The sequence below is a fragment of the Legionella parisiensis genome (assembly GCF_001467945.1).
Classification (GTDB): domain Bacteria; phylum Pseudomonadota; class Gammaproteobacteria; order Legionellales; family Legionellaceae; genus Legionella; species Legionella parisiensis.
This window is the reverse complement of record NZ_LNYQ01000012.1, coordinates 435,171-455,737: the sequence shown is the minus strand read 5'-3', so window position 1 is coordinate 455,737 and position 20,567 is coordinate 435,171. Positions and strand designations below refer to the sequence as shown.

Genomic DNA, 20,567 nt, shown 5'->3' with positions numbered 1-20,567 from the left:
CAAAAAAACACGAACAGCTACACTAAATCAAACCATTGATTTAATCGAGCGATTAATTCTTCAACGCCTTCTTTTTTCAAAGAAGAAAAAGATTGCACTGTAACCAAATGTTCTGCGAGATCATAATGTTTGCGAACTTTGGATAAGGTGGTCTTTACCTCGCTGCGGCTTAATTTATCTGATTTAGTAAGTAAAATGTGTATGGGAAGCTCGCGCTCCAAAGCCCAATCGATCATCATCTGATCTAAATCTTTTAAAGGATGGCGAATATCCATTAATAAAATCAGTCCTTTTAAACTTTGCCTGACTTCGAGGTAATGCGCTAAATTTTTTTGCCACTCCATTTTTACTTGCAAAGCAACTTTGGCATAGCCGTAACCAGGTAGATCAACAAGGCGACGTGCTTCACCGATCTCAAATAGATTAATTAATTGCGTACGTCCAGGCGTTTTACTTGTTCGCGCCAAATTTTTGATGCCCGTTAAGCAATTCAGGGCACTTGATTTTCCTGCGTTTGAACGGCCAGCAAAAGCAATCTCATATCCTGAGTCCTCAGGTAAGTGAGATACGCGTGCTGCGCTTTTTAGGAATACTGCTTTAGAATAAGGATTTTCTGGCATAAGAATCATAATATTTTGGTATTTCGACCAAGGCAGTGTACCATTACTTCGTAAATTTATTATGAGAAATCGATGAAAAAATTTGTACTCACTTTTTTCTTGTTTATTCCATTAGTCCTTTTTGCCCAAGAAAATAGAACCTCCGAAATGAAAAAAGCAGTAGTGTGCACTGCATGCCATGGTCAAGAAGGCAATAGTGCGAATCCCGAATGGCCTAATATCGCAGGGCAACATCCCAAATATTTTATAAAACAAATGCACGACATGAAGGACAGTGATTTACGTGACGCACCAACAATGAAAGCGCTTGTTGCCACACTGAGCGAGCAAGATATGGATGACTTGGCAGTATATTATGCTAAAATGCCCCTGGCTCAAGGCAGCACTCCCGAGAAATTTCTTAAGCGGGGTGAGCAAATCTACCGCGGGGGAGACTTTGCAAAAAGGATTACGGCGTGTATCGCCTGCCATGGTCCGAAAGGCACAGGTAATGCCCAAGCTGGCTTCCCAGTACTTTCTGGCCAACATGCTGCTTACACCGTGTTGCAATTAAATGCATTTAAAGACGGTAAGCGAAAAAATGATTTAAACCATATCATGCAAGATATTAGCAGCAGAATGAGCCAAGATGATATGGAAGCAGTTGCACATTATATTGAAGGCTTACATTAGGGAACTAAATTATGTTAAAAAAATTAATCGCTGTATTTTTTCTTTTTCCAGCAATGGCCTTAGCCGCGTCATTTGTTGAAGGTAAAGATTATCAAATCGTTACCAACCCAAAAGCAACAAATAATAAAAATAAAACCCCCACCATTGAGGAATTTTTTAGTTATGGCTGTCCTTGGTGTTACAAAATAGAAGCGCCTCTAGGTGCATGGGTTAGTAAAATGGGCACTAACATTCAATTCGAACGTGTTCCTGTGGTATTCAAACCATCCTGGGAACTCTATGCTAAAGCCTATTACACTGCAAAGACTCTTGCGCTTTCAGATAAAATGAATCCTTTACTCTTTAAAACCATACAAGATGACAGAAAACCTCTGGATTCAAAACAAGCGATGATCAATTTCTTTGTTACTCAAGGTGTCGATAAAGAAATTGCGAAAAGTGCTTTTGAAAACTCCCCAGCAATTGATATGCGTGTGCAAAATGGGATGAGTCTCATGGGGGCTTATCAAATTAATGCGGTTCCTGCTTTCGTAGTCAATAATAAATATAAAACTGACTTACAAATGGCTGGCAACTTCGATCGCTTATTGGAAATATTGAATTACCTCTCGAGAAAATCTTAATCTTTGTCTTGAACAGCTCTTTTTTGTTTATTTACCGTCCCGCGCCTTATTCGCGGGATCTGGAAAAATAGGCAGCTTAAGTTTTTAAAAATGTGCGCTCAAATAGCCGCAATAGGTTTCCACAACTTTAAGTGGAATAAAAAAAATAAAACTTGTTAGCATAAATACTGAAGTTCTGATTTGGGTAAAACCATATCCGTAATTTATGATGGCACAGGGTAGAAAAGGAATTAAACGGCACAAAGCAAGTGATTTCCATCCATAAGAATCGACGCGTTTTAGCCAACCATCCAATTGTTGTTTCTTTTTTCCTGATAACCAAGCAAGCCCTACATGACGACTAATCATAAAAGCAATTACCGCACTGAGCAGCGCGCTCAACAAATTCAGAACCAATCCCCAATAAAATCCAAATAAGGCGCCCGCTGCAAGAATAATTGGCAAGTTTGGTAAAAATAATAGAGAGGCAAAACAATAAAGTAAGAAAAAACCAATAACAGCTAGAGGGCCGAATGAACGTAACCAGTGGATTAGAGCAGGAATTTCATGCTGAAAAAACCAGGCAACAGCAATCAAGACAAGGATTGCTGCCCATTTAAGCCATCTAAAGCCTAGATTAATTTTCATAAATGATGAACAAGGACTATATCCAATAATCAATTATGTCAAGAAGCCGCTATCGCGTCAAACCAACTCATTGATTCAACGAGTTAATTAATTTTCACGTTCATTGCAGTCCTTCTTTCATATTCCAATAAGCTTTAAACCAAGCTTGCAGTTATTCCTGGTTTTTGCTGTTTCTGTTCTTCTTTTGCCACTGATAAATGTGCCAATAATCCACTTAAAACATCTAATGTTTGCTTCAATGCAGTTGAGAGTGAACTTGATACAAAGGTACTTAAAAAAGGATTGTCTTGTTTATAGAGCTGATCAGAATTTTCAAGGAGCTCTGCAGTTTTTCTATGCGCCTCAACCAACTCGTCCACACTGCGCAAGTGCAACAATTTATCAAACAGCACTTTATACTCTTCTCTGAGGGCGCCTTCTTTGGCGGTTAAATCCACGCTCTGTTCTGTAAAAAAACTTGAACGGTTCTTGGGGTTAATTAATTTTAAATAACCATTCAATGACTCTTCTAATTTAGGTTTTAGCTTATTGAGTAGTTTGGCAATATATATCTGGTCTGTAATTTGTAAAAATGGTTGCGCGATATTTTCTTTTTTTAGAGAAGAAACCTCTATATAAATAATTCCCAACTCGCTAGCCCATTTCCTTGCTTCTTCTGAGTATATAGTTTTACTTTGTCCCAAATCTGCTTTACAACCAACCAGTACCATAGGAACGTCGTCTTTTTTAATTTCTTTTAAACGCTCAATATGTTCTTTCGTATGCTGCAAAGACACTCTATTGGTTAGGTCAAAACAAATCAAGGCACCATCAACATTCCGAAAATAGGAAGAAACTATTTTCTGTAGGGTTGGAGCTCCCGAAGCATCCCAGATACGCAATTGGATTATTTTATTAAACGACTTAAGCAGTCTAATTTGTTGGTCTACCCCCATGGTGTCCATGTACTCGTCGGAACTATAAATATTACCGCCACAATAGGTATGCAGCAAAGACGATTTACCGACAAAGTTATCACCTAGAAGGATTATTTTGAAATGCTCATTAAATTCTTGCTTGTGTTGCATGCTAAATATCCCTCCTTAGATCAACTTGAACAAATAATAACAAAGAAATAATGGTGATTTAAGTGTTTTTTGAACTAATAGGTAAATTTTTTTTAGCATTGATGAAATAACGGATCCGAGTGTTGCTAATACAAACTCAGGACTAAATGTATCGTGTTATACTCCCTTACCTGGGTTTTCCAAACTTAAAATTCCAGTATTAAAATCATAAGCAAAAATCTCAGCATAACGCCCCCAATCAATCATTGTACGCAATACACGTTCTGCTTCTTTTTCACTTAAGTAATCTTCAAGCTTGCTCAAAAACCTCTCTTCGGAAACCCTATGCCCTACTTTTTCATCCAAAATGCGGCGAATGTAGCGGGCAAGAGGTACTTTTTCCAACAATCTCTGCGCAAATAATTGTTTACGTTCTTGGAGATCTGCCTCCGCAAATTGTTTACCGAGATCACTCAATTGAATATCTCCTGCAGAAACTTTGGCAAAACCTAATATTTCCAAAGTTTCAAGAATAGGGAACAGATCATCAATATTCATCATCAGCTCATCGGCAAGCTCTGGCAAATCAATTCGCTCTTCAAAAGAAGTCATTGTTTCAATCAAACCAGTCAGTTCTGAAGGCTCTACATCAGGCAAACGATATCCTAAACCGATTTGCCGTTCTCTCTGCGCCCGCTTTGCCTTTTCTTTAGGTCCAGTAGTCATTAATGTATAAATTTTATCTACCAAAGCACGGAACTCATGCGATTCAGTATCGCGCGGCTGCGGTAACGTAACAGGTAATTCGGCACGGATGTATCCAGGATCATTACCAAAAATTACAATTCTATCCGCTAATGTAGCTGCTTCTTCAATATTATGCGTTACCAATAAAATGCCATTGGTATTGGTTTTCTTTTCTTCCCATAATTCCAACAAGTCAGATTTCAGGTTTTCTGCAGTCAAAACATCAAGTGCTGAAAAAGGCTCATCCATTAACAAAACATCAGGATTAATCACGAGTGCGCGGGCAAAACCAACCCGTTGACGCATCCCGCCCGAAAGTTCTTTAGGAAATGCAGACTCAAAACCATCAAGACCAATAATATCAATCGCTTCAATGGCTCGGTGCCTGCGCTCTTCACGGCCTACCCCTTGTGCTTCCAGACCCAATTCCACATTTTCCAGCACGGTGAGCCACGGCATCAATGCAAAAGACTGAAAGACCATTGCAATACCATCAACAGGACAGGTAACGGGCTTACCACGATAGGCCACCGTCCCCCTTGTAGGAGCTATAAGACCCGCGATAATACGCAATAAAGTGGACTTTCCTGAGCCGGATTTACCTAATAATGCAACAATTTCACCTTCTTGTAGCTTGAAATTCACATCTTCAAGCACAAGCAAATTTTGTTCTGCTGCTTTTTTAAAAGACTTGCTCAAGCCTTCTATAGCAATAATGGTTTCAGACATAAGTATCTTTTAATTAAAGTTAAAACGTTCTTCCGCCAACCGATAGAGCGGACGCCAAATCAAATGGTTAAAAGCAAGCACATACAAGCACATCATCGCAGTCCCCAAAGCAATTCGCGGGAAATCTCCCGTGGCCGTGCTGGCCTGGATGTACTCACCTAAGCCTGTGGCTCTCAGTGTGGTATTACCCCAGCTTACAAACTCTGCAACAATGCTGGCATTCCATGCCCCACCTGCCGCCGTTATGGCACCAGTAATATAAAAAGGAAATATCCCAGGCAAAGCCAATCTTTTCCACCAAATCCATCCTTTTAAGCCAAAATTGTCTGCAGCAAGATAGAGCTCGCGCGGAATAGTCGATGCTCCCGCAATCACATTAAATAAAATATACCATTGAGTTCCTAGAATCATGAGTGGCGTGACCCATATTTCGACGTTTAAATGGAATGCTACAATGGCAATCACAAATAAAGGATAGAATAAATTCGCGGGAAACGCTGCAACAAATTGAATCACAGGCTGTATTTTTTGCGCGATTCTTGGTCTTAAGCCAATCCAAACACCTACTGGAATCCAAATCAAAGAACTGATGATAATCAAACAAAGAACTCGTGTACCAGTTGCTGCTCCAAGCAAAAACACATGCAAAATATCACTGACTTTCAATTCTGCAAGAATAAAGCGCAATAAAAACCACCCTCCAGAACAAACACTGATTAAAACCAAGAGACTCCAAACGCGATCCAGACGCTTTTGCTTTTTAAAATCAATTTCTTTAATTGCTTTGGCCTCATTTATCCTAAGCCAGCGTGCATTGACAAAATGATCGGTAAAAATATTGAGAACTTCCGTAAACTGTTTCATTAGCCGACTGCCACGAATCCAATCCACTAACCAGGATTGATATTCAGTTTCATCATGTGAGGGCTCTGTTTTAAACTTTTCAGACCATGCTATTAAAGGCCGGAAAAATATTTGGTCATATAAAAAAATAACAACAACCATAGCCAGAATGGCATAACCCACAGCATGTATATCACGCTGTTGGATTGCCAAAGCGATGTAAGAACCTACCCCGGGTAACCTAATCTCTTGATGTGCTACAGAAATTGCTTCCGACAAAACCACAAAGAACCAACTTGCGGACATAGAAACCATCATATTCCATAACAAACTCGACATGGAAAAAGGAACTTCCAGTTTCCAGAACCGTTGCCATGCTGACAGCCGGAACATGGAAGAAACCTCTTGCAAATCATGGGGCAATGTTTTTAGTGATTGATAAAAACCAAAAGTCATATTCCATACCTGGGCGCAAAAAATAGCGAAAATGGATGCGCATTCAGGTCCTAACAAACTGTTAGGAAACAATCGAATAAACCCTGTCACGGTAATGGATAAGAAGCTTAAAACTGGTATGGATTGCAAAATATCAATAGCCGGTATAATGATTTGTTCTGCACGCCGATTTTTAGCTGCCCAAAGTCCTACCGTGAACGTAAAAATAATGGAAAAAAACAATGCAATAAACATCCGCAGTACAGTACGCAGTGCATAAAAAGGAAGGTTGGCAGGATCCAAAGAAATAGGTATTTGTTGTCCTAACTGATAGGGAGAGGCCATTTGCGAACCAGCCCAACCAAAAAAAAACAGGATGGAAAAAATGAGAATCAGGAGCAGCAAGTCCCAACGATTTATATATCGGCCAAATCTATCAGGATTAGCAAAGTAGAACCGACTTTCGCGCACAATGCCTCCTCAATAACTTTTTCGACACCCAAATACACTCTGCAACTAAATGAACGCAGTATTTATAATTAAACTCAAGTGAAACTTAATAATGACTTTAGATAAACTCTTGGATTACCTTACTGGTGTTAGTTTTCCTTAATACGAGTCCACCTGCTTGTTTCAGGCTAATAAAATACCATAAAGACAGCATAATCGATAGCTTAAAGCATCTGAATAAACCGCTTTTCTACTTAAATCACACCATTATTTTTCTCATTAGACTACCTCATCCAGAATAATTTGACTAAAAATTGAACTTTCTGATAATTTTAGTGTCTAATATAGTGAGCATTTCCCCCGAATGCTTAGCTCTGCTTTACCCCCTCTTAAGCGGAGCAGTGTTTGGATTCATAATCTAAACATGAGATTTGCCCCGGCTCCAGCCGGGGATTTTTTTATTTGTATTGGATGAGCTACACTATAGCAAAATAATTATGGATTTAGTAATTATTCCTAATTAACAGGATATTTTCATGAATAAAAAATTAGTCTTTGTTTTATTATCGATTTTTTTCCAGTTAACTTATGCACAACCGGATCAGGCCCAATTATCTGTCTGGGTCAACGAAGCAATCGTTTCTACCTATACCTACAGTTATAAAAATTATCTCGAAGATCAGAAAAAGATCGCTAAATATTTTACAGCTGATGGCTGGATAGCCTACAGCAATGCTTTGAATGCTTCTAAATTGCCAGAGGATGTTCAAAAGAACCTTTACACTGTAAGTTCCGTTGCAACCGCCCCCCCGGAAATTACTAATATTGACGCCACACATTGGAAAGCAACCATGGGGCTAATCGTTGCTTATCAGAACCCACAATATCAACAACGACAACACTTGAAAGTAACCATTAATTTTATGGTTGCACCATCAGGGCGAGGGGTCCGAGGATATAGTATTACCAGTTTGCAATCCACAGTAGTCAAACAACCTTGTAAATGTGATGTTGAAGAGGATGAGCCAATACCCGCAAGTACAACGAGTACTTCTACTCCAAACGCAGCACCACCAAACCCACCTATGCCAGGTAACGCCAAACAATAAGTCCTAGATGCACGACAATTAACATACCAATCAAAATCAAAATAATATTTAATTTGGTTGGTATGGTTACATCTAAAGCGGATTGCTCCGGATGGTTGGGATTGTAATAAACATCAATTTCTGCATTTTCCTGAAAGGCTATAGCCGCCTTATAAGCAACACCACGAGAATATCTACTATTGGGATTATTATGAGCGGTATCTAAAAATAAATATTCCCCCGTTAAATCTGTATCATAAACTTGATAGGTATATTCAATTTTAGGCCAAACACTATGACCTACTTTGGTCCATTCACATGCCGTAATACGGCCTTTAACCTGTAACCACGTCTGAGCTTGCGCCAGAACTTGCCGATCACGCCAAAAATGCCTGAAGATGATTAAAAGGAAGAGCAGCCATCCTAAATCCAACATCCAACGCCAAGTATTTAGCCCAGTCATTAAAGTAGTCCTAAGAAATATGCAGTATGCAATATACAGTATATATCTCAATAGGTATAATCACCCACATTAAGGTGATTGAAAAAGGACGTACAATGATTGCTAAAACCCCCCTTCATGCCACCCATCAAGCATGTGGTGCTAAAATGGTCGACTTTCATGGCTGGGATATGCCATTGCATTATGGCTCCCAGATTAATGAACATCACTTTGTTCGTAAAGATGCAGGCATGTTTGATGTCTCACATATGACCATTGTTGATATTCTTGGCGCTGGCGGCCGTCAATTTTTGCGCAAACTTTTAACGAATGATGTTGACCAGCTCGAACACAATGGAAAAGCACTTTATAGTTGTATGTGTAATGAACATGGAGGGATTATTGATGATCTCATCGTCTATCAACGTGCTTCAGATAATTATAGAGTTGTCCTGAATTCAGCGACCCGACACAATGATTTAGCCTGGATTCGCAAAAAAAGTGAGGGATTTGCTGTTGGCTTACAAGAGCGAAGAGAATTGGCCATGATTGCCATCCAAGGGCCTAATGCAATTGAAAAAACACTAACAATTCTTAATCCCGCCCAAATCGATGCTGTTTCAACACTGACACATTTTGAGTGTGTGGATGTTGAACAGTGGTTTTTTGCCCGTACGGGATATACTGGAGAAGATGGATTTGAAATTATCATGCCCCAAGAATCCGTAGTTCAATTATGGAATGATTTAATGCAGGCCGGAGTGCATCCTTGTGGATTGGGTTCCCGCGATACGCTTCGACTGGAAGCTGGCATGCTTCTTTATGGTCAAGATATGGATACTACGACAAGCCCGTTAGAATCGGGACTTGCCTGGACCATTAAATGGGAGCCTGCAGATCGTGATTTTATCGGAATGGGTGCTTTATTCTCCCAGAAACAGATGGGAATAAAGCGAAAAATGGTAGGGCTCACTTTGTTAGATAAAGGGATTATGCGTCATGGACAAAGAGTAGTCATTCCAGGTCATCCTGATGGGATTATTACCAGTGGCAGTTATTCACCCACACTCGAAAAATCCATAGCCTTAGCACGTGTTCCAGTTGAGGCTGGTGATGAGGTTATGATAGACATTCGCGGTAAATTAGTTCCTGCAAAAGTAGGTAAACCACGTTTTGTTAAAGCAGGGAAAGCAATTTAAAAAGCGAAGTTAAGTTAGGGTCACATAAAAAATGTAAAACTTGCGGCTTTGGAAGAAAAAAAGCAGAATCAGGTTTTTGGTCACTGACTTCTGGGTTCTGCTTCTGCACCCAGGCTGCGTAATTAAATAAGGATAAGATTATGAATGAATTAAAATTCACTAATACTCACGAATGGTTAAAAGAAGATCAAAATGAAGTTACTATAGGTATTACCGATCATGCCCAACAATTATTGGGCGACATGGTTTTTGTCGAATTGCCAGAAATTGGGGATGAAGTAAGTGCTGGTGAAGAACTTGGCGTTGTAGAGTCTGTAAAAGCTGCGTCTGACTTTTATGCACCCATTAGCGGTGTTGTTACTGCCATCAATGAAGTGGTTGTAGAAAACCCAGCTCTTGTTAATTCCGACCCTTATGCTGCGGGGTGGCTTGTCAAATTGAAGCCCAGTCATCCTAACGAAATCAATGGTTTATTAACCGCTGAACAATATAAAAATGAGATTGCTGAGGAGCATTAATCATGCCTTATATCCCACACACTCCCGAAGACAGCAAAGTCATGCTTGATGCTATTGGCGCTCAAGACTCCCAAGCTTTATTTGATGAAATTCCATTGTCTTTGCAATATGCAGGATTCCAAAATATTCCTGCCGGTATCAATGAAATGGATATGTTAAAAGAGGCACAAAAGTTAGCGAATAAAAATCGTAATGGAATCTGCTTTATGGGTGCAGGATGCTATGAGCATCATATACCTGCTGCAGTGTGGGATATTGCGTCTCGTGGTGAATTCTTAACTGCTTATACTCCATATCAGGCAGAAGCCAGCCAAGGGACTTTGCAGTTGCTCTACGAATACCAAACCATGATCTGTGAATTAACCGGCATGGAAGTATCGAATGCGTCGATGTATGACGGCGCGACCGCGCTAGCTGAAGCTATTTTAATGGCAGTACGGGTTAACAAGCACAGCAAAACAAGTCGCGTATTAATCCCTGGAACCACTCATCCCTTTTATCGGGAAACCATCGAAACTATCCTGCGCAACCAGCATATTGAAGTGATTACCTTACCCTTTGATGAAAAACAAGGTATTACCTCTCTTGCAGCATTAGAGCCCTATACAGGGGAAGATATCACTGCACTGGTTATCGCCCAGCCTAATTTTTTTGGTTGTCTGGAAAAAGTAGATGAACTCAGTGACTGGGCTCATCAGAACAAAACCATTAGTGTCGCGTGTGTTAATCCTGTGTCGCTGGCCTTATTAAAACCGCCAGGATTATGGGGGAAACATGGTGTAGATATTACCTGTGGAGAAGGCCAACCTTTAGGCTCTCCTATGGCATCAGGCGGCCCATACTTTGGTTTTTTAAGCACCCGCATGGCCCATGTGCGCCAAATGCCCGGAAGACTTATCGGATGTACTTCGGATAAAGATGGAAAAAGAGGATTTACACTAACCCTGCAAGCACGAGAACAGCACATACGTCGTGCTAAGGCGACTTCAAATATTTGCACTAATCAAGGTTTATTGGTAACAGCGGCCACCATTCATATGAGCCTTTTGGGTGCAGAAGGGTTACGCCAGGTTGCAAGCCAATGCCATCATAATACTCATGAATTAGTAGAAGTTTTAACACAAATTGATGGCGTAGTGCAGGCTTTTGGCGCACCTTATTTTCATGAAGCGTTGCTCAAGCTCGATCATCCTGTTGAGGAGGTATTAAAACAATTAGCCAGTGCAGGTATCAATGGAGGCTATGCCCCCGCAATTCATTACCCACAATTGGCAAATACTCTTTTAGTCTGTGCTACTGAAATGCGCACTGAAGAGGAAATTATGCTTTTTGCAAAAACATTGAAATCAATTATGTCGCAACGAGGTGTCTCATGTTTGTAATCCAGTTAACCTATTTGGTTCCTCTAAGTGAAGTAGATAAATATCTACAAACACATAGAGAATTTCTTGATTACTACTATAAACAAGGCCTATTGGTTGTCTCTGGCCCCATGAAACCACGCACTGGTGGAATCATTATTGCCGCTACGAATGACAGAGAGTATCTGGAGTCCATATTCAAAAAAGATCCCTATTATTTGGCAGAAATCGCCAAATATGAATTTATTGAATTTACTCCTGTCAATTTTCGAGCTGAACTGAAAGAATTTATTCAAAAAACGGAAGGCTAACTATGTTGATTTTTGAATTATCTAAAGAAAACCGGCAGGCTAGAGCCCAAGCGCCTAAAATGTCTAGCAGTAAATATGCCATTCCTGCCGAATTGCAGCGAAAAACTCCCCCAAAAATGCCTGCCTGCTCCGAATTACAGGTAATACGGCATTTTACTGGTTTATCACATAAAAATTTTTCTATCGACAGCAATTTTTATCCACTGGGTTCATGTACCATGAAATACAACCCTCGCGGGGTCCACAAAGCTGCGTCTATAGCGAACTTCCTTAATCGACATCCCCTATCCACCGAGGAAAACAGCCAGGGCTTTTTAGAGCCATTATATCGCCTGCAGGAATATATAGCTGAAATTACCGGGATGCCGGGTGTTTCTTTAACCCCCATGGCCGGTTCGCAGGGGGAGTTTGCCGGTGTTGCCATGATTAAAGCATATCATCAATCTCGGGGTGATACAGCACGCGATGAAATGCTAATTCCTGATGCGGCCCATGGCACAAACCCTGCTTCTGCTGTTATGTGCGGTTTTAAAATTGTTGAAATAGCTACTGCTGCAGATGGTGATATCGATCTCGAAGAGCTAAGAAGCAAACTAGGTCCAAGAACAGCCGGCATCATGCTTACCAATCCCTCTACTTTGGGCTTGTTTATGCGTCAAATTAAAGAAGTTGCTGCTCTTGTCCATCAGGCCGGTGGTTTATTATATTACGATGGAGCCAATCTCAATGCGATTTTAGGAAAGGTAAGGCCGGGGGATATGGGCTTTGATGTCATGCATTTAAACCTGCATAAAACATTTGCAACCCCTCATGGCGGCGGCGGACCTGGTGCAGGCCCAGTAGCTGTAGGCAAGCGTTTACTCCCATTCATACCGTTACCCGTAGTGAAAAAAACCAATTCGGGATATCAATGGGCAACAAATCAAGATTATCCACAAAGTATTGGCCGCCTTTCTTGTTTTATGGGGAATGCTGGTATTTTACTGCGAGCCTATTTTTATATACGGGTACTTGGTAAAGAAGGTCTGCTTCGTGTTTCCGAATTTGCAACGCTTAATGCAAATTATCTGCTCAAAGAGCTCACAAAAGCAGGATTTACCGCAGCTTATCCAAGCCGACGTGCCTCTCATGAATTTATTCTGACTTTAAGTCCGGAAAAGAAAAAGTATGGTGTTACAGCAATGGATTTTGCTAAAAGATTGCTGGATTATGGCGTTCATGCACCCACGACCTATTTCCCACTACTCATTCCAGAATGTCTTTTGATTGAACCAACAGAAACAGAGAGTAAAGAAGAGTTAGATCAATTTGTACACATCATGAAAACCATTAGAGAAGAAATAGCCACAAACCCAGACTTGGTAAAAGGCGCACCCCATACTTTACCTGTCAAACGGCTCGATGATGTTAAGGCAGCTCGCGAATTGGATTTAAATTATTTTGCCCATGAAGAATATTAGATGATTTGCTGCTCAAATATCTATTAAACTCATCAAGTTGGGAGCCTTTAGCTCCCGCTATGTTACTTTGTCAGATTAAGTCTAAAACACATAGAGCTTGTCTTGTACATCTATCCCATTCGGTCTATAACTATAATGAATTAACAAATTGATTTATACCATCATTAATTAGGGCGACTTATATGATGATGGACGCTAAATTATAAAAGATATTTTATTAAAGGAAGAATATAAATTGCTCCCCAAGAACCTGACAGTTCTCCATTTTCTTTTACATGACACACAAGTCTGTATGGACCTGCGCTATATAGAAAAAATTCTACCTTTGCCCATGCTTGAAATCGTTCCATCGTGCCCAGTCTATTTTGCAGGATTAATGAATCTTAAAAATAAATGTATTCCTGTACTTGATTTAGCCATTTGTACGGGTTTAACACGCAATGAAGAATATCCTATAAATATACCAATCTTACTTTGCTCCGATAAAACACATCAAATTGGCTTCATTGTCGATAAAGTGCTTGGATTGAGCACTATTGATGAAAAGCAAATTGAAATACAGGAGGAGCTGACAAGTAATAATTCACCTTTTTTGGGTGCTGTAACGCTAGAAACAGGGGTTTCATTATTACTCAACATCAATTGGGTTTTTGCATTAAAGTTAACTCAAGAAATCAGCCAATTGAGTACGAATCATGAGTAACAACATGAGCAATAATATGTTGAATGACATAAAAAAACTCGAGTCTGCATTTATCGAATTAATCCACAAGCGTTTTGGACTAGTAACCCATGTAAATCAGGCAAAAGAATTAGCAAAAACGATTAGTACCGCATGTAATAAATTCCACTATCAGCCTCAGGAATATTTGGAGCAATTAAAAAAATGTTCCAGTAACTCTTCCTTATTAGCTGATTTAGTCGCATCCATTACAGTGGGAGAAAGTTATTTTTTTCGTGATAAAAATCAAGTACATTTACTTGAAAATAAGCTGTTGCCCCAATTAATAAAACAGAAATCACATGATTTTACTTTAAAAATTTGGAGTGCCGGTTGTTCTTCAGGCGAAGAAATATACACCATTGCCATGCTGTTAGCAGAACTTATACCCCATATCGATATATGGAATCTCTGTTTATTAGGCACAGACATCAATACCGCAGCACTGCAAAAAGCAACAGCAGGCACTTATGGACAATGGTCCATGCGTTCTATTCCAGAGAAATACATGCAACGCTATTTCCTGAAAAGTAATAGCACCCACATACTTTCGCCTGAAATTCGTGATTTAGTACAATTTAAATACCTTAATTTGTGTGATAACAGTTATCCATCCATAATTAATGGTATATTTGAAGTCGATTTAATCCTATGTCGCAATGTGCTCATTTATTTTGATAATGAGCTGGTTACTAAAATTATGAAAAAGATCAGTGCATGCATGACTGAAGATGCTTATCTTTTATTAGGCGCATCCGATCCTATTGTTACGACTGGAACAAATCTTGTCTTTCATCATGATGGCGCAATCTATTTTTCACTGGATAAAGGTGATGGAACAAAAAAGGATTTTGAATGATGATAAAAGAACAAAAACATGCTTCGGAATTAATGCCCAAAAGCGAGGAAGCACTAAAAATACTGCAAGCAAGAGCAAAACAACTTGCCCAGCAGGAAGAAGACGTCCGTAAAAATCATGGTGTTGCCTTTATCCGCTTCAGCTTAAGCAAAAATGAAATTTATGGAGTTCCTTATCAATACGTTCAAGAAATTCTGCATCATACCCCTATGGCGCATCCTCCTTTCGCACCCAATTTTATTGCTGGAGTGCTCAACTGGCGTGGTACGTTAATAACAGTAGTTGATCTCCTCAAATTCTTCCATCCAAATCATTCGAATCACAAGCAGGATAATCAATTTATAATAGTTGTTCATGCAAATGATATAACCCTTGGGTTACTTGTTCATCGCGTCCAGGGCAGCGAGACTTATCTGCCAGGTCAATTAGCTGCTCCTCTATCCTCTGCAAGCGTAACCAATTCAGAATATATTCTGGGGATACATCATGCCGTCACAGCAATGATTAATATGGAAGCTTTTACATCAGGCTTAAGCCAAGAAATTAAAACGCGTTTATACAAGATAGGAGAGGGTCATGGAAACTAATGGGAATAAACGGGGCCTTGTTATCACAATACGTGCCCGTTTGATTATTGGCTTTATGAGCCTTAGCCTACCTGTAATCGTATTAATTATTCTCTTGTTACCTAAAATAAATGAGGTAGTTTATCTGAGTGAAAAAATTCGCAGTGAAAACTTACCCGAAATTCTTGATAGCCAAATCTATCAAACTCAAGACCTTCTCGAGCATTGGGCCATGACCGGCGACCCACATACTAAAGAACATTTGACGCGTCTATGGGACGATATCAATGAAGTCAGGGACCAGTGGGATCAAGTAATGCATGCGCTTGGGCACAAAAAATTACAGGAAAAATGGGATAATTTGCAAGAATTATATATCCCCCTTTACGATGTCCAAAAATCTATAATAAATGCCCCTAGAGATCCCAATAATTCCAATAATGTAGAAAACAGCAGGAACAAAACCAGGGAAGTCGAAAGCGCAATGATTGACATAATACTGGGTTCTTATTCCGAAGAAACAGGAAAGCGCTCAGGCGGCTTGTACGTAATTTTGGCAGAAGAAATTGAAAAAAATACGGATAAAATAAATCATAGCTTAAACTCTTTAAAGAAATACGCTTATGGGCTATTGATTTTGGCGATTATTTTAACCCTTATCGTTCCTTATGTGACCCAACAGTCTATAGCCCGTCCTGTTGATAATGCAATTAATATTGCTGAACGAATTGCCGCTGGTGAACGTAATATAGATATACAAATTCGAACCTCAGATAAATTGGGTAAACTCCTTCTATCGCTAAAAGCCATGCAAGAGGCGATTAAAAAAAATGAACAGATCCTGAGTCAAAAAGAAACAGAATCTCGCGAGTTATTTGAAAAACTAGTCAATTCATCGAAAAAATTTAGAGTGCATAGCAGTAAAGTTGCTGCAGGCGATCTTAGAGAGCGTCTTGAAATAGACAAAGAAGACATCTTACAAGATCTGGGTAAAGATTTAAATTCAATGACAGATGGACTTGCATCAATTACCAAAAAAATTAGTAAAGTCAGCAATGACATCGTCGCTATGGTTGGAACCGTACTCACTTCAGCAAATGAACAAGCAGAAGGAATTACCTCGCAAGCATCAGCTATAAATGAAATCAGTGCGTCATTGGAAGAAATCGATAAGAGTTCAAAACAAACTATGGCTAAAGCACAAACTCTGCGTGAAGTAGCAAAAAATACCTATGAGCAAGGAAAACTGGGAACAGAGTCCGTAGAACAAAGTATTCAGGGGATTAAAGCTTCAGAGGAAAAGATGACGCTTATTGCCCAAACCATTCTTGACTTAAGTAATCACACCCAACAAATTGGCGATATTACCTCCGTAGTAAACACTCTTGCACAACAATCAAAGATGTTGGCATTGAATGCATCGATTGAAGCATCCAAAGCAGGAGAAGCTGGAAAAGGTTTTGCTGCAGTGGCAACTGAAGTAAGAAACCTCGCTGAGCAATCAGAACAGTCAACCGTACAGGTACAAAAAATTCTCGAAGATATCCGCCGTACTACCGAAAAAGCAGTTACCGTTACAGAGGAAGGAGCTAAAACGCTTGATCTGGGGATTAAACTCGTTGAGAAAGCAGGTCATGTCATTCAAACTCTAAGTAAAATGATTAATGAAGCATCGATTTCAAGCCAGCATATTGAAGTAGCCATTCGTCAAGAAGCTGTTGGGATTGAACAAATCGTTGAGAGCATGAATGAAATTAATCGTACTACCTCAACTTTTTCCAGCGGCATAAAAGAGATGATGGCATTTATTCATAATTTGGATGATATTGCCAAACATCTAAAGGATGATGTGAATTTTTATAAAGTTTAGGAGCGTCCATATGACTCCAGACGATCATTTAAAAAAGCAATTGCTTGAAACATTTAGTACGGAACTTGAATCATTATCGACGCTCATCACCGATCATTTAAAAAAGATTGAGCGCGGCGAATCAAAGAGTGATTTAAATCAGCTGATGGAGGAGATTTCTCGCGCCGGACGAAATATTAAAGTACTCGCACTTTCTGTAGGTATTGATGAGCTGGGAAAAATTGCCGGATATGTTGAAAAATTGTTTGAACCTTCGCAAACAATATCACCCGAGCGCATTAATTTAACATTTCGTGCCATAGAGGAAATGCGTGAAACCCTTCATAATTTTATAGAAGAAAAGCCGCTTTCAGCTGAGCTTGATGCATTATTACAACAACTACAACACGCACTAAATCATGAAGAAGAAAAAAAAGAAGAAATTCAAACTATAGAGAAAAAACCAGCTTTATCTGAGCCTGTTGCTCCTGTAACACCTCCGGGTAATGTTGCGGATAATGAATTTATAAAAAAACTTATTGTAACATTCAAAGCAGAACTCCAAGAAAATTTAATCACGATCACAGATGGCTTGCTGCAGCTTGAAAAGGGAACTAAATCAGAACAAGGTTTCCAGAGTGTACTGGAGGAAATTTTTCGTGTCGCTCATAACATCAAAGGATCTGCTCGAGGCATAGGCGTTAATGATATTGGAGAGATAGCCCATCACATAGAAACTTTATTTGCAGCGGTCCAGAAAAAAAGTATTAAAATTTCTCCAGAGCTCATTAACCTGTGCCTGCAATCGATCGATTACATGAATGAAGCAATGCAGTGCTATACCGATCAAAAACCATTATCTTTTGATTTAGCAAACCATTTGCGACAACTGGAACACTACACCGAATCGCCTGCTCAAGAAATAACATCCACATTAGAACCAACAGTTGAATCATCACCGAAATCTGAAAAAACACCTAAGACTCAAGAAATACAGACCAAAACAAATGAATTTGAATCAATACGTGTCTCTTTGCAAAATTTAGATCGAGTTACAATCTATACTGAAGAAATCCAAAGCATTAAAATTGCTATTGAAGAATACTATTCCAAATTAACCAGGATGAATTTCAAAATAGCTCATCTGGTCCAATCCTGGAAGAAAGATAAAGTCAATTTCGATGCTTTTTCCCAACATGAAGTCGGCTCATTAACCGCTCTATTCTCCAGCAGTTTTGTTGAATTAGCAGAAATCAATAACTTAACTCATTTAATGCAAAGGGAGCTGCATACCTCTGTTAGCGAATTATCTATTTTGTTAAATGCACTACAAGATGAAATTCGTACTTTACGTCTTATACCGGTAACGACGCAATTACGTTATTTACCACGCATTGTCCGTGATTTGGCGCATGAGCTAAAGAAACCAGTCAATATCGAAATAAATAGTAATGACGTTAAAATGGATAAAATGATACTTGATGGTTTAAAAGATCCTATAGTACATCTGCTACGTAATGCAATCGATCATGGCATAGAAAATTCTGAGGCTCGTAAAGCTGCTGGCAAATCAGCGCAAGGAAATATTTCGGTCAATGTAAATCAAGAAGACAATCAGATTGTCTTTAAAATTATTGATGATGGCGGCGGAATTAAAACGGATGATTTGATTCGCACAGCACTGCAAAAAAACATCATCACTCAATCCGAGCTTGAAAATATGAAAAAAGCAGACCTCTATGAGCTTATTTTTCGTCCTGGTTTTTCTACTCGGGAAATTGCAACCGATATTTCTGGTCGAGGTGTAGGCCTGGATGTGGTGCGCTCCAATTTACTCCGTTTAAAAGGCCATGTCAGCGTTGAAAGCACCCCAGGAAAAGGAACCGTCTTTTTTCTGAGAGTTCCTCTTACATTAGCGACTGAACGTGGATTGATTGTTTCATGCAATAACCAAATATTCGTGCTTCTTACCAACTCTGTAGAAAGTGTCATGTTATTAAAGAAACATGAGGTTATAGCCGTGGAAGGAAGCCCTTCTGTTCTTGTCAAAGAACAACCAGTTTTGTTATGCTCCTTGTCTAAGGTACTCTATCTTGATGAAAAAAAACAAAATAGAACAGAACATATCTCTGTTGTAATCATCAAAAAAAATGAGGATCGTATTGCCTTACTTGTCGACGAAATTATTGGTGAAAGGGAAATTGTACTCAAACCGTTACAAGAACCCTTATCAAATATACCTTGTGTCATCGGAGCTACCTTGACAGGCAACAATCAAATTAATTTCGTATTAAACTCTTCAGAGATTATTAAAAGAATGCTGCTATAGTGAACTACTGCCCATGATAAAAATTTTAATTGTTGATGATTCACCAACAGAGGTTGCAATAATTCAACACATTATAGAGTCTGAAAAAGATATGGAAGTCATTGGGATCGCAAAAAATGGCAAGGAAGCCATTGAATTAACTGAAAAGTTAAAACCCGATCTCATTACCATGGATATTCAAATGCCCATCATGGATGGGCTTGAGGCTACACGTCTTATTATGGCTCAAAATCCCACACCAATTATCGTGATCAGTTCTCTGGTGAATGATGAATCACTCCATGCTACATTCCATATTCTTGAGGCAGGAGCATTAACTGCTTTGGCCAAGCCCGTAAATGTATTTTCCCCCTCTTTTGAGGAAAGCAGACAGCACATCATTGACACTCTACGCAGCCTTTCTGATATTCGTGTTATTAAAAAACCTTTGAAAAACCATTTAATTTTTGACGAAAGTAAAAAGCATAAAACAGAAGCGGTCAATACAACACATTATGAGATCATAGCGATGGGAGCCTCCGTTGGGGGGCCTATGGCATTGCATACTATCCTCTCGCGGTTAGCTCCTGATTTTCCTGTACCAATCCTGATTGTCCAACACATGAGCCGTGGCTTTATTCGCGGATTTGCACAATGGCTTGAAGAGAATATAAGCCTTACCGTGAAGAATGCAGTAGATCATGAACCATTACAAAAAGGAACGGTATATATAGCACCTGAACATCAACATATGGTAGTTGAACGTGTTCATGAACACTTAATCTGTAAATTAGTTGATGGGGCCCCTGTTTCCGGTTTTTGTCCTTCGATTACCCGATTACTTCAATCAGTCGCCAAAGTTTGCGGGAAAAAAGCCATTGGCATTTTATTAACTGGAATGAGTGATGATGGTGCGGAGGGTTTATTGGAGTTAAAAGAAGCTCAAGGACATACCTTGATTCAAGACCAGGAAAGCTCCATAGTTTTTGGGATGGGTGCTGTTGCTCAATCATTGAATGCTGTAGATCAAGTCATTGAGTTGGAGCAAATTGCCAGTTATTTAACAAAAATTTGTACCAGCGAAGATGAGTAA

Annotated in this window: 20 protein-coding genes; 14 read left to right on the top strand and 6 right to left on the bottom strand. The window is 39.4% G+C overall.

The features are described from left to right. Nucleotides 1-17 precede the first annotated feature (17 nt). On the bottom strand, nt 18-620 hold the full coding sequence (gene yihA / locus Lpar_RS04680; protein ID WP_058517075.1) for a ribosome biogenesis GTP-binding protein YihA/YsxC: 603 nt from the start codon (nt 618-620) through the stop codon (nt 18-20). 72 nt (nt 621-692) lie between these two features. On the opposite strand from yihA, the gene Lpar_RS04675 reads away from it, so the two are divergent. Both Lpar_RS04675 and Lpar_RS04670 read left to right on the top strand, forming a co-directional pair. Next, nucleotides 693-1,292 (top strand): c-type cytochrome, encoded by a 600-nt coding sequence (locus tag Lpar_RS04675; protein ID WP_058516824.1) that lies wholly within the window; start codon nt 693-695, stop codon nt 1,290-1,292. Nucleotides 1,293-1,303: 11 nt separating this feature from the next. Beyond that, the gene (locus Lpar_RS04670) at nt 1,304-1,915 is read left to right on the top strand and encodes a thiol:disulfide interchange protein DsbA/DsbL (RefSeq protein WP_058516823.1); all 612 of its coding nucleotides are present in this window, start codon (nt 1,304-1,306) and stop codon (nt 1,913-1,915) included. 84 nt (nt 1,916-1,999) lie between these two features. Here Lpar_RS04670 and Lpar_RS04665 read toward each other — a convergent pair whose 3' ends face one another. The 4 genes from Lpar_RS04665 to Lpar_RS04650 all read right to left on the bottom strand — a co-directional run bounded on the left by Lpar_RS04665 (nt 2,000) and on the right by Lpar_RS04650 (nt 6,813). Further along, on the bottom strand, nt 2,000-2,542 hold the full coding sequence (locus Lpar_RS04665; protein ID WP_058516822.1) for a TVP38/TMEM64 family protein: 543 nt from the start codon (nt 2,540-2,542) through the stop codon (nt 2,000-2,002). 134 nt (nt 2,543-2,676) lie between these two features. Next, entirely contained in the window at nt 2,677-3,609 is a 933-nt protein-coding gene (locus Lpar_RS04660; RefSeq protein WP_058516821.1) for a Rab family GTPase, read from the bottom strand. A 156-nt stretch (nt 3,610-3,765) separates the two neighbouring features. Then, entirely contained in the window at nt 3,766-5,064 is a 1,299-nt protein-coding gene (locus Lpar_RS04655) for an ABC transporter ATP-binding protein (RefSeq protein ID WP_058516820.1), read from the bottom strand. A gap of 9 nt (nt 5,065-5,073) precedes the next feature. Then, complete coding sequence (locus Lpar_RS04650) at nt 5,074-6,813, bottom strand: ABC transporter permease (protein ID WP_115341284.1); 1,740 nt, start codon at nt 6,811-6,813, stop codon at nt 5,074-5,076. Nucleotides 6,814-7,328: 515 nt separating this feature from the next. Here Lpar_RS04650 and Lpar_RS04645 point away from each other — a divergent pair. Continuing rightward, nucleotides 7,329-7,901 (top strand): DotI/IcmL family type IV secretion protein, encoded by a 573-nt coding sequence (locus tag Lpar_RS04645; RefSeq protein ID WP_058516818.1) that lies wholly within the window; start codon nt 7,329-7,331, stop codon nt 7,899-7,901. Here Lpar_RS04645 and Lpar_RS04640 read toward each other — a convergent pair. Then, nucleotides 7,876-8,343 carry a DUF3592 domain-containing protein gene (locus Lpar_RS04640; protein ID WP_058516817.1) on the bottom strand — a complete coding sequence of 156 codons (468 nt, stop codon included), beginning with the start codon at nt 8,341-8,343 and terminating at the stop codon, nt 7,876-7,878. The genes Lpar_RS04645 and Lpar_RS04640 overlap by 26 nt on opposite strands. A 95-nt stretch (nt 8,344-8,438) precedes the next feature. Between Lpar_RS04640 and gcvT the strand changes: the two genes are divergently transcribed. From gcvT to cheB, 11 genes are all read left to right on the top strand, one after another. Continuing rightward, the gene (gene gcvT / locus Lpar_RS04635) at nt 8,439-9,521 is read left to right on the top strand and encodes a glycine cleavage system aminomethyltransferase GcvT (protein WP_058516816.1); all 1,083 of its coding nucleotides are present in this window, start codon (nt 8,439-8,441) and stop codon (nt 9,519-9,521) included. 140 nt (nt 9,522-9,661) lie between these two features. Beyond that, entirely contained in the window at nt 9,662-10,039 is a 378-nt protein-coding gene (gene gcvH, locus Lpar_RS04625; RefSeq protein WP_058516814.1) for a glycine cleavage system protein GcvH, read from the top strand. Between the two features lie 2 nt (nt 10,040-10,041). After that, complete coding sequence (gene gcvPA, locus Lpar_RS04620) at nt 10,042-11,421, top strand: aminomethyl-transferring glycine dehydrogenase subunit GcvPA (protein ID WP_058516813.1); 1,380 nt, start codon at nt 10,042-10,044, stop codon at nt 11,419-11,421. Beyond that, complete coding sequence (locus tag Lpar_RS04615) at nt 11,412-11,711, top strand: YciI family protein (RefSeq protein WP_058516812.1); 300 nt, start codon at nt 11,412-11,414, stop codon at nt 11,709-11,711. Before gcvPA ends, Lpar_RS04615 begins: the two co-directional genes overlap by 10 nt. Nucleotides 11,712-11,713: 2 nt before the next feature. After that, on the top strand, nt 11,714-13,171 hold the full coding sequence (gcvPB, locus tag Lpar_RS04610) for an aminomethyl-transferring glycine dehydrogenase subunit GcvPB (protein WP_058516811.1): 1,458 nt from the start codon (nt 11,714-11,716) through the stop codon (nt 13,169-13,171). A 235-nt stretch (nt 13,172-13,406) separates the two neighbouring features. Continuing rightward, complete coding sequence (locus Lpar_RS04605; RefSeq protein ID WP_115341285.1) at nt 13,407-13,874, top strand: CheW domain-containing protein; 468 nt, start codon at nt 13,407-13,409, stop codon at nt 13,872-13,874. 4 nt (nt 13,875-13,878) lie between these two features. Beyond that, the gene (locus Lpar_RS04600) at nt 13,879-14,751 is read left to right on the top strand and encodes a CheR family methyltransferase (protein WP_237759343.1); all 873 of its coding nucleotides are present in this window, start codon (nt 13,879-13,881) and stop codon (nt 14,749-14,751) included. Then, nucleotides 14,748-15,338 carry a chemotaxis protein CheW gene (locus Lpar_RS04595; RefSeq protein ID WP_058516808.1) on the top strand — a complete coding sequence of 197 codons (591 nt, stop codon included), beginning with the start codon at nt 14,748-14,750 and terminating at the stop codon, nt 15,336-15,338. The genes Lpar_RS04600 and Lpar_RS04595 overlap by 4 nt, the downstream gene beginning before the upstream one ends. Further along, nucleotides 15,328-17,187 carry a methyl-accepting chemotaxis protein gene (locus tag Lpar_RS04590; protein WP_058516807.1) on the top strand — a complete coding sequence of 620 codons (1,860 nt, stop codon included), beginning with the start codon at nt 15,328-15,330 and terminating at the stop codon, nt 17,185-17,187. Before Lpar_RS04595 ends, Lpar_RS04590 begins: the two co-directional genes overlap by 11 nt. Nucleotides 17,188-17,197: 10 nt before the next feature. Then, the gene (locus Lpar_RS04585) at nt 17,198-19,495 is read left to right on the top strand and encodes a chemotaxis protein CheA (RefSeq protein WP_058516806.1); all 2,298 of its coding nucleotides are present in this window, start codon (nt 17,198-17,200) and stop codon (nt 19,493-19,495) included. A gap of 13 nt (nt 19,496-19,508) precedes the next feature. Next, on the top strand, nt 19,509-20,567 hold the full coding sequence (cheB, locus tag Lpar_RS04580; RefSeq protein WP_058516805.1) for a chemotaxis-specific protein-glutamate methyltransferase CheB: 1,059 nt from the start codon (nt 19,509-19,511) through the stop codon (nt 20,565-20,567).

Coding starts and splice junctions, on each gene's coding strand:
- Lpar_RS04600 (WP_237759343.1), top strand. CDS start 13,879: ATGAGCAATAATATGTTGAATGACATAAAAAAACTCGAGTCTGCATTT.
- gcvPA (WP_058516813.1), top strand. CDS start 10,042: ATGCCTTATATCCCACACACTCCCGAAGACAGCAAAGTCATGCTTGAT.
- cheB (WP_058516805.1), top strand. CDS start 19,509: ATGATAAAAATTTTAATTGTTGATGATTCACCAACAGAGGTTGCAATA.
- Lpar_RS04615 (WP_058516812.1), top strand. CDS start 11,412: ATGTTTGTAATCCAGTTAACCTATTTGGTTCCTCTAAGTGAAGTAGAT.
- Lpar_RS04595 (WP_058516808.1), top strand. CDS start 14,748: ATGATGATAAAAGAACAAAAACATGCTTCGGAATTAATGCCCAAAAGC.
- Lpar_RS04645 (WP_058516818.1), top strand. CDS start 7,329: ATGAATAAAAAATTAGTCTTTGTTTTATTATCGATTTTTTTCCAGTTA.
- gcvT (WP_058516816.1), top strand. CDS start 8,439: ATGATTGCTAAAACCCCCCTTCATGCCACCCATCAAGCATGTGGTGCT.
- Lpar_RS04675 (WP_058516824.1), top strand. CDS start 693: ATGAAAAAATTTGTACTCACTTTTTTCTTGTTTATTCCATTAGTCCTT.
- Lpar_RS04585 (WP_058516806.1), top strand. CDS start 17,198: ATGACTCCAGACGATCATTTAAAAAAGCAATTGCTTGAAACATTTAGT.
- gcvPB (WP_058516811.1), top strand. CDS start 11,714: ATGTTGATTTTTGAATTATCTAAAGAAAACCGGCAGGCTAGAGCCCAA.
- Lpar_RS04670 (WP_058516823.1), top strand. CDS start 1,304: ATGTTAAAAAAATTAATCGCTGTATTTTTTCTTTTTCCAGCAATGGCC.
- Lpar_RS04665 (WP_058516822.1), bottom strand. CDS start 2,542: ATGAAAATTAATCTAGGCTTTAGATGGCTTAAATGGGCAGCAATCCTT.
- Lpar_RS04660 (WP_058516821.1), bottom strand. CDS start 3,609: ATGCAACACAAGCAAGAATTTAATGAGCATTTCAAAATAATCCTTCTA.
- gcvH (WP_058516814.1), top strand. CDS start 9,662: ATGAATGAATTAAAATTCACTAATACTCACGAATGGTTAAAAGAAGAT.
- yihA (WP_058517075.1), bottom strand. CDS start 620: ATGCCAGAAAATCCTTATTCTAAAGCAGTATTCCTAAAAAGCGCAGCA.
- Lpar_RS04640 (WP_058516817.1), bottom strand. CDS start 8,343: ATGACTGGGCTAAATACTTGGCGTTGGATGTTGGATTTAGGATGGCTG.
- Lpar_RS04655 (WP_058516820.1), bottom strand. CDS start 5,064: ATGTCTGAAACCATTATTGCTATAGAAGGCTTGAGCAAGTCTTTTAAA.
- Lpar_RS04590 (WP_058516807.1), top strand. CDS start 15,328: ATGGAAACTAATGGGAATAAACGGGGCCTTGTTATCACAATACGTGCC.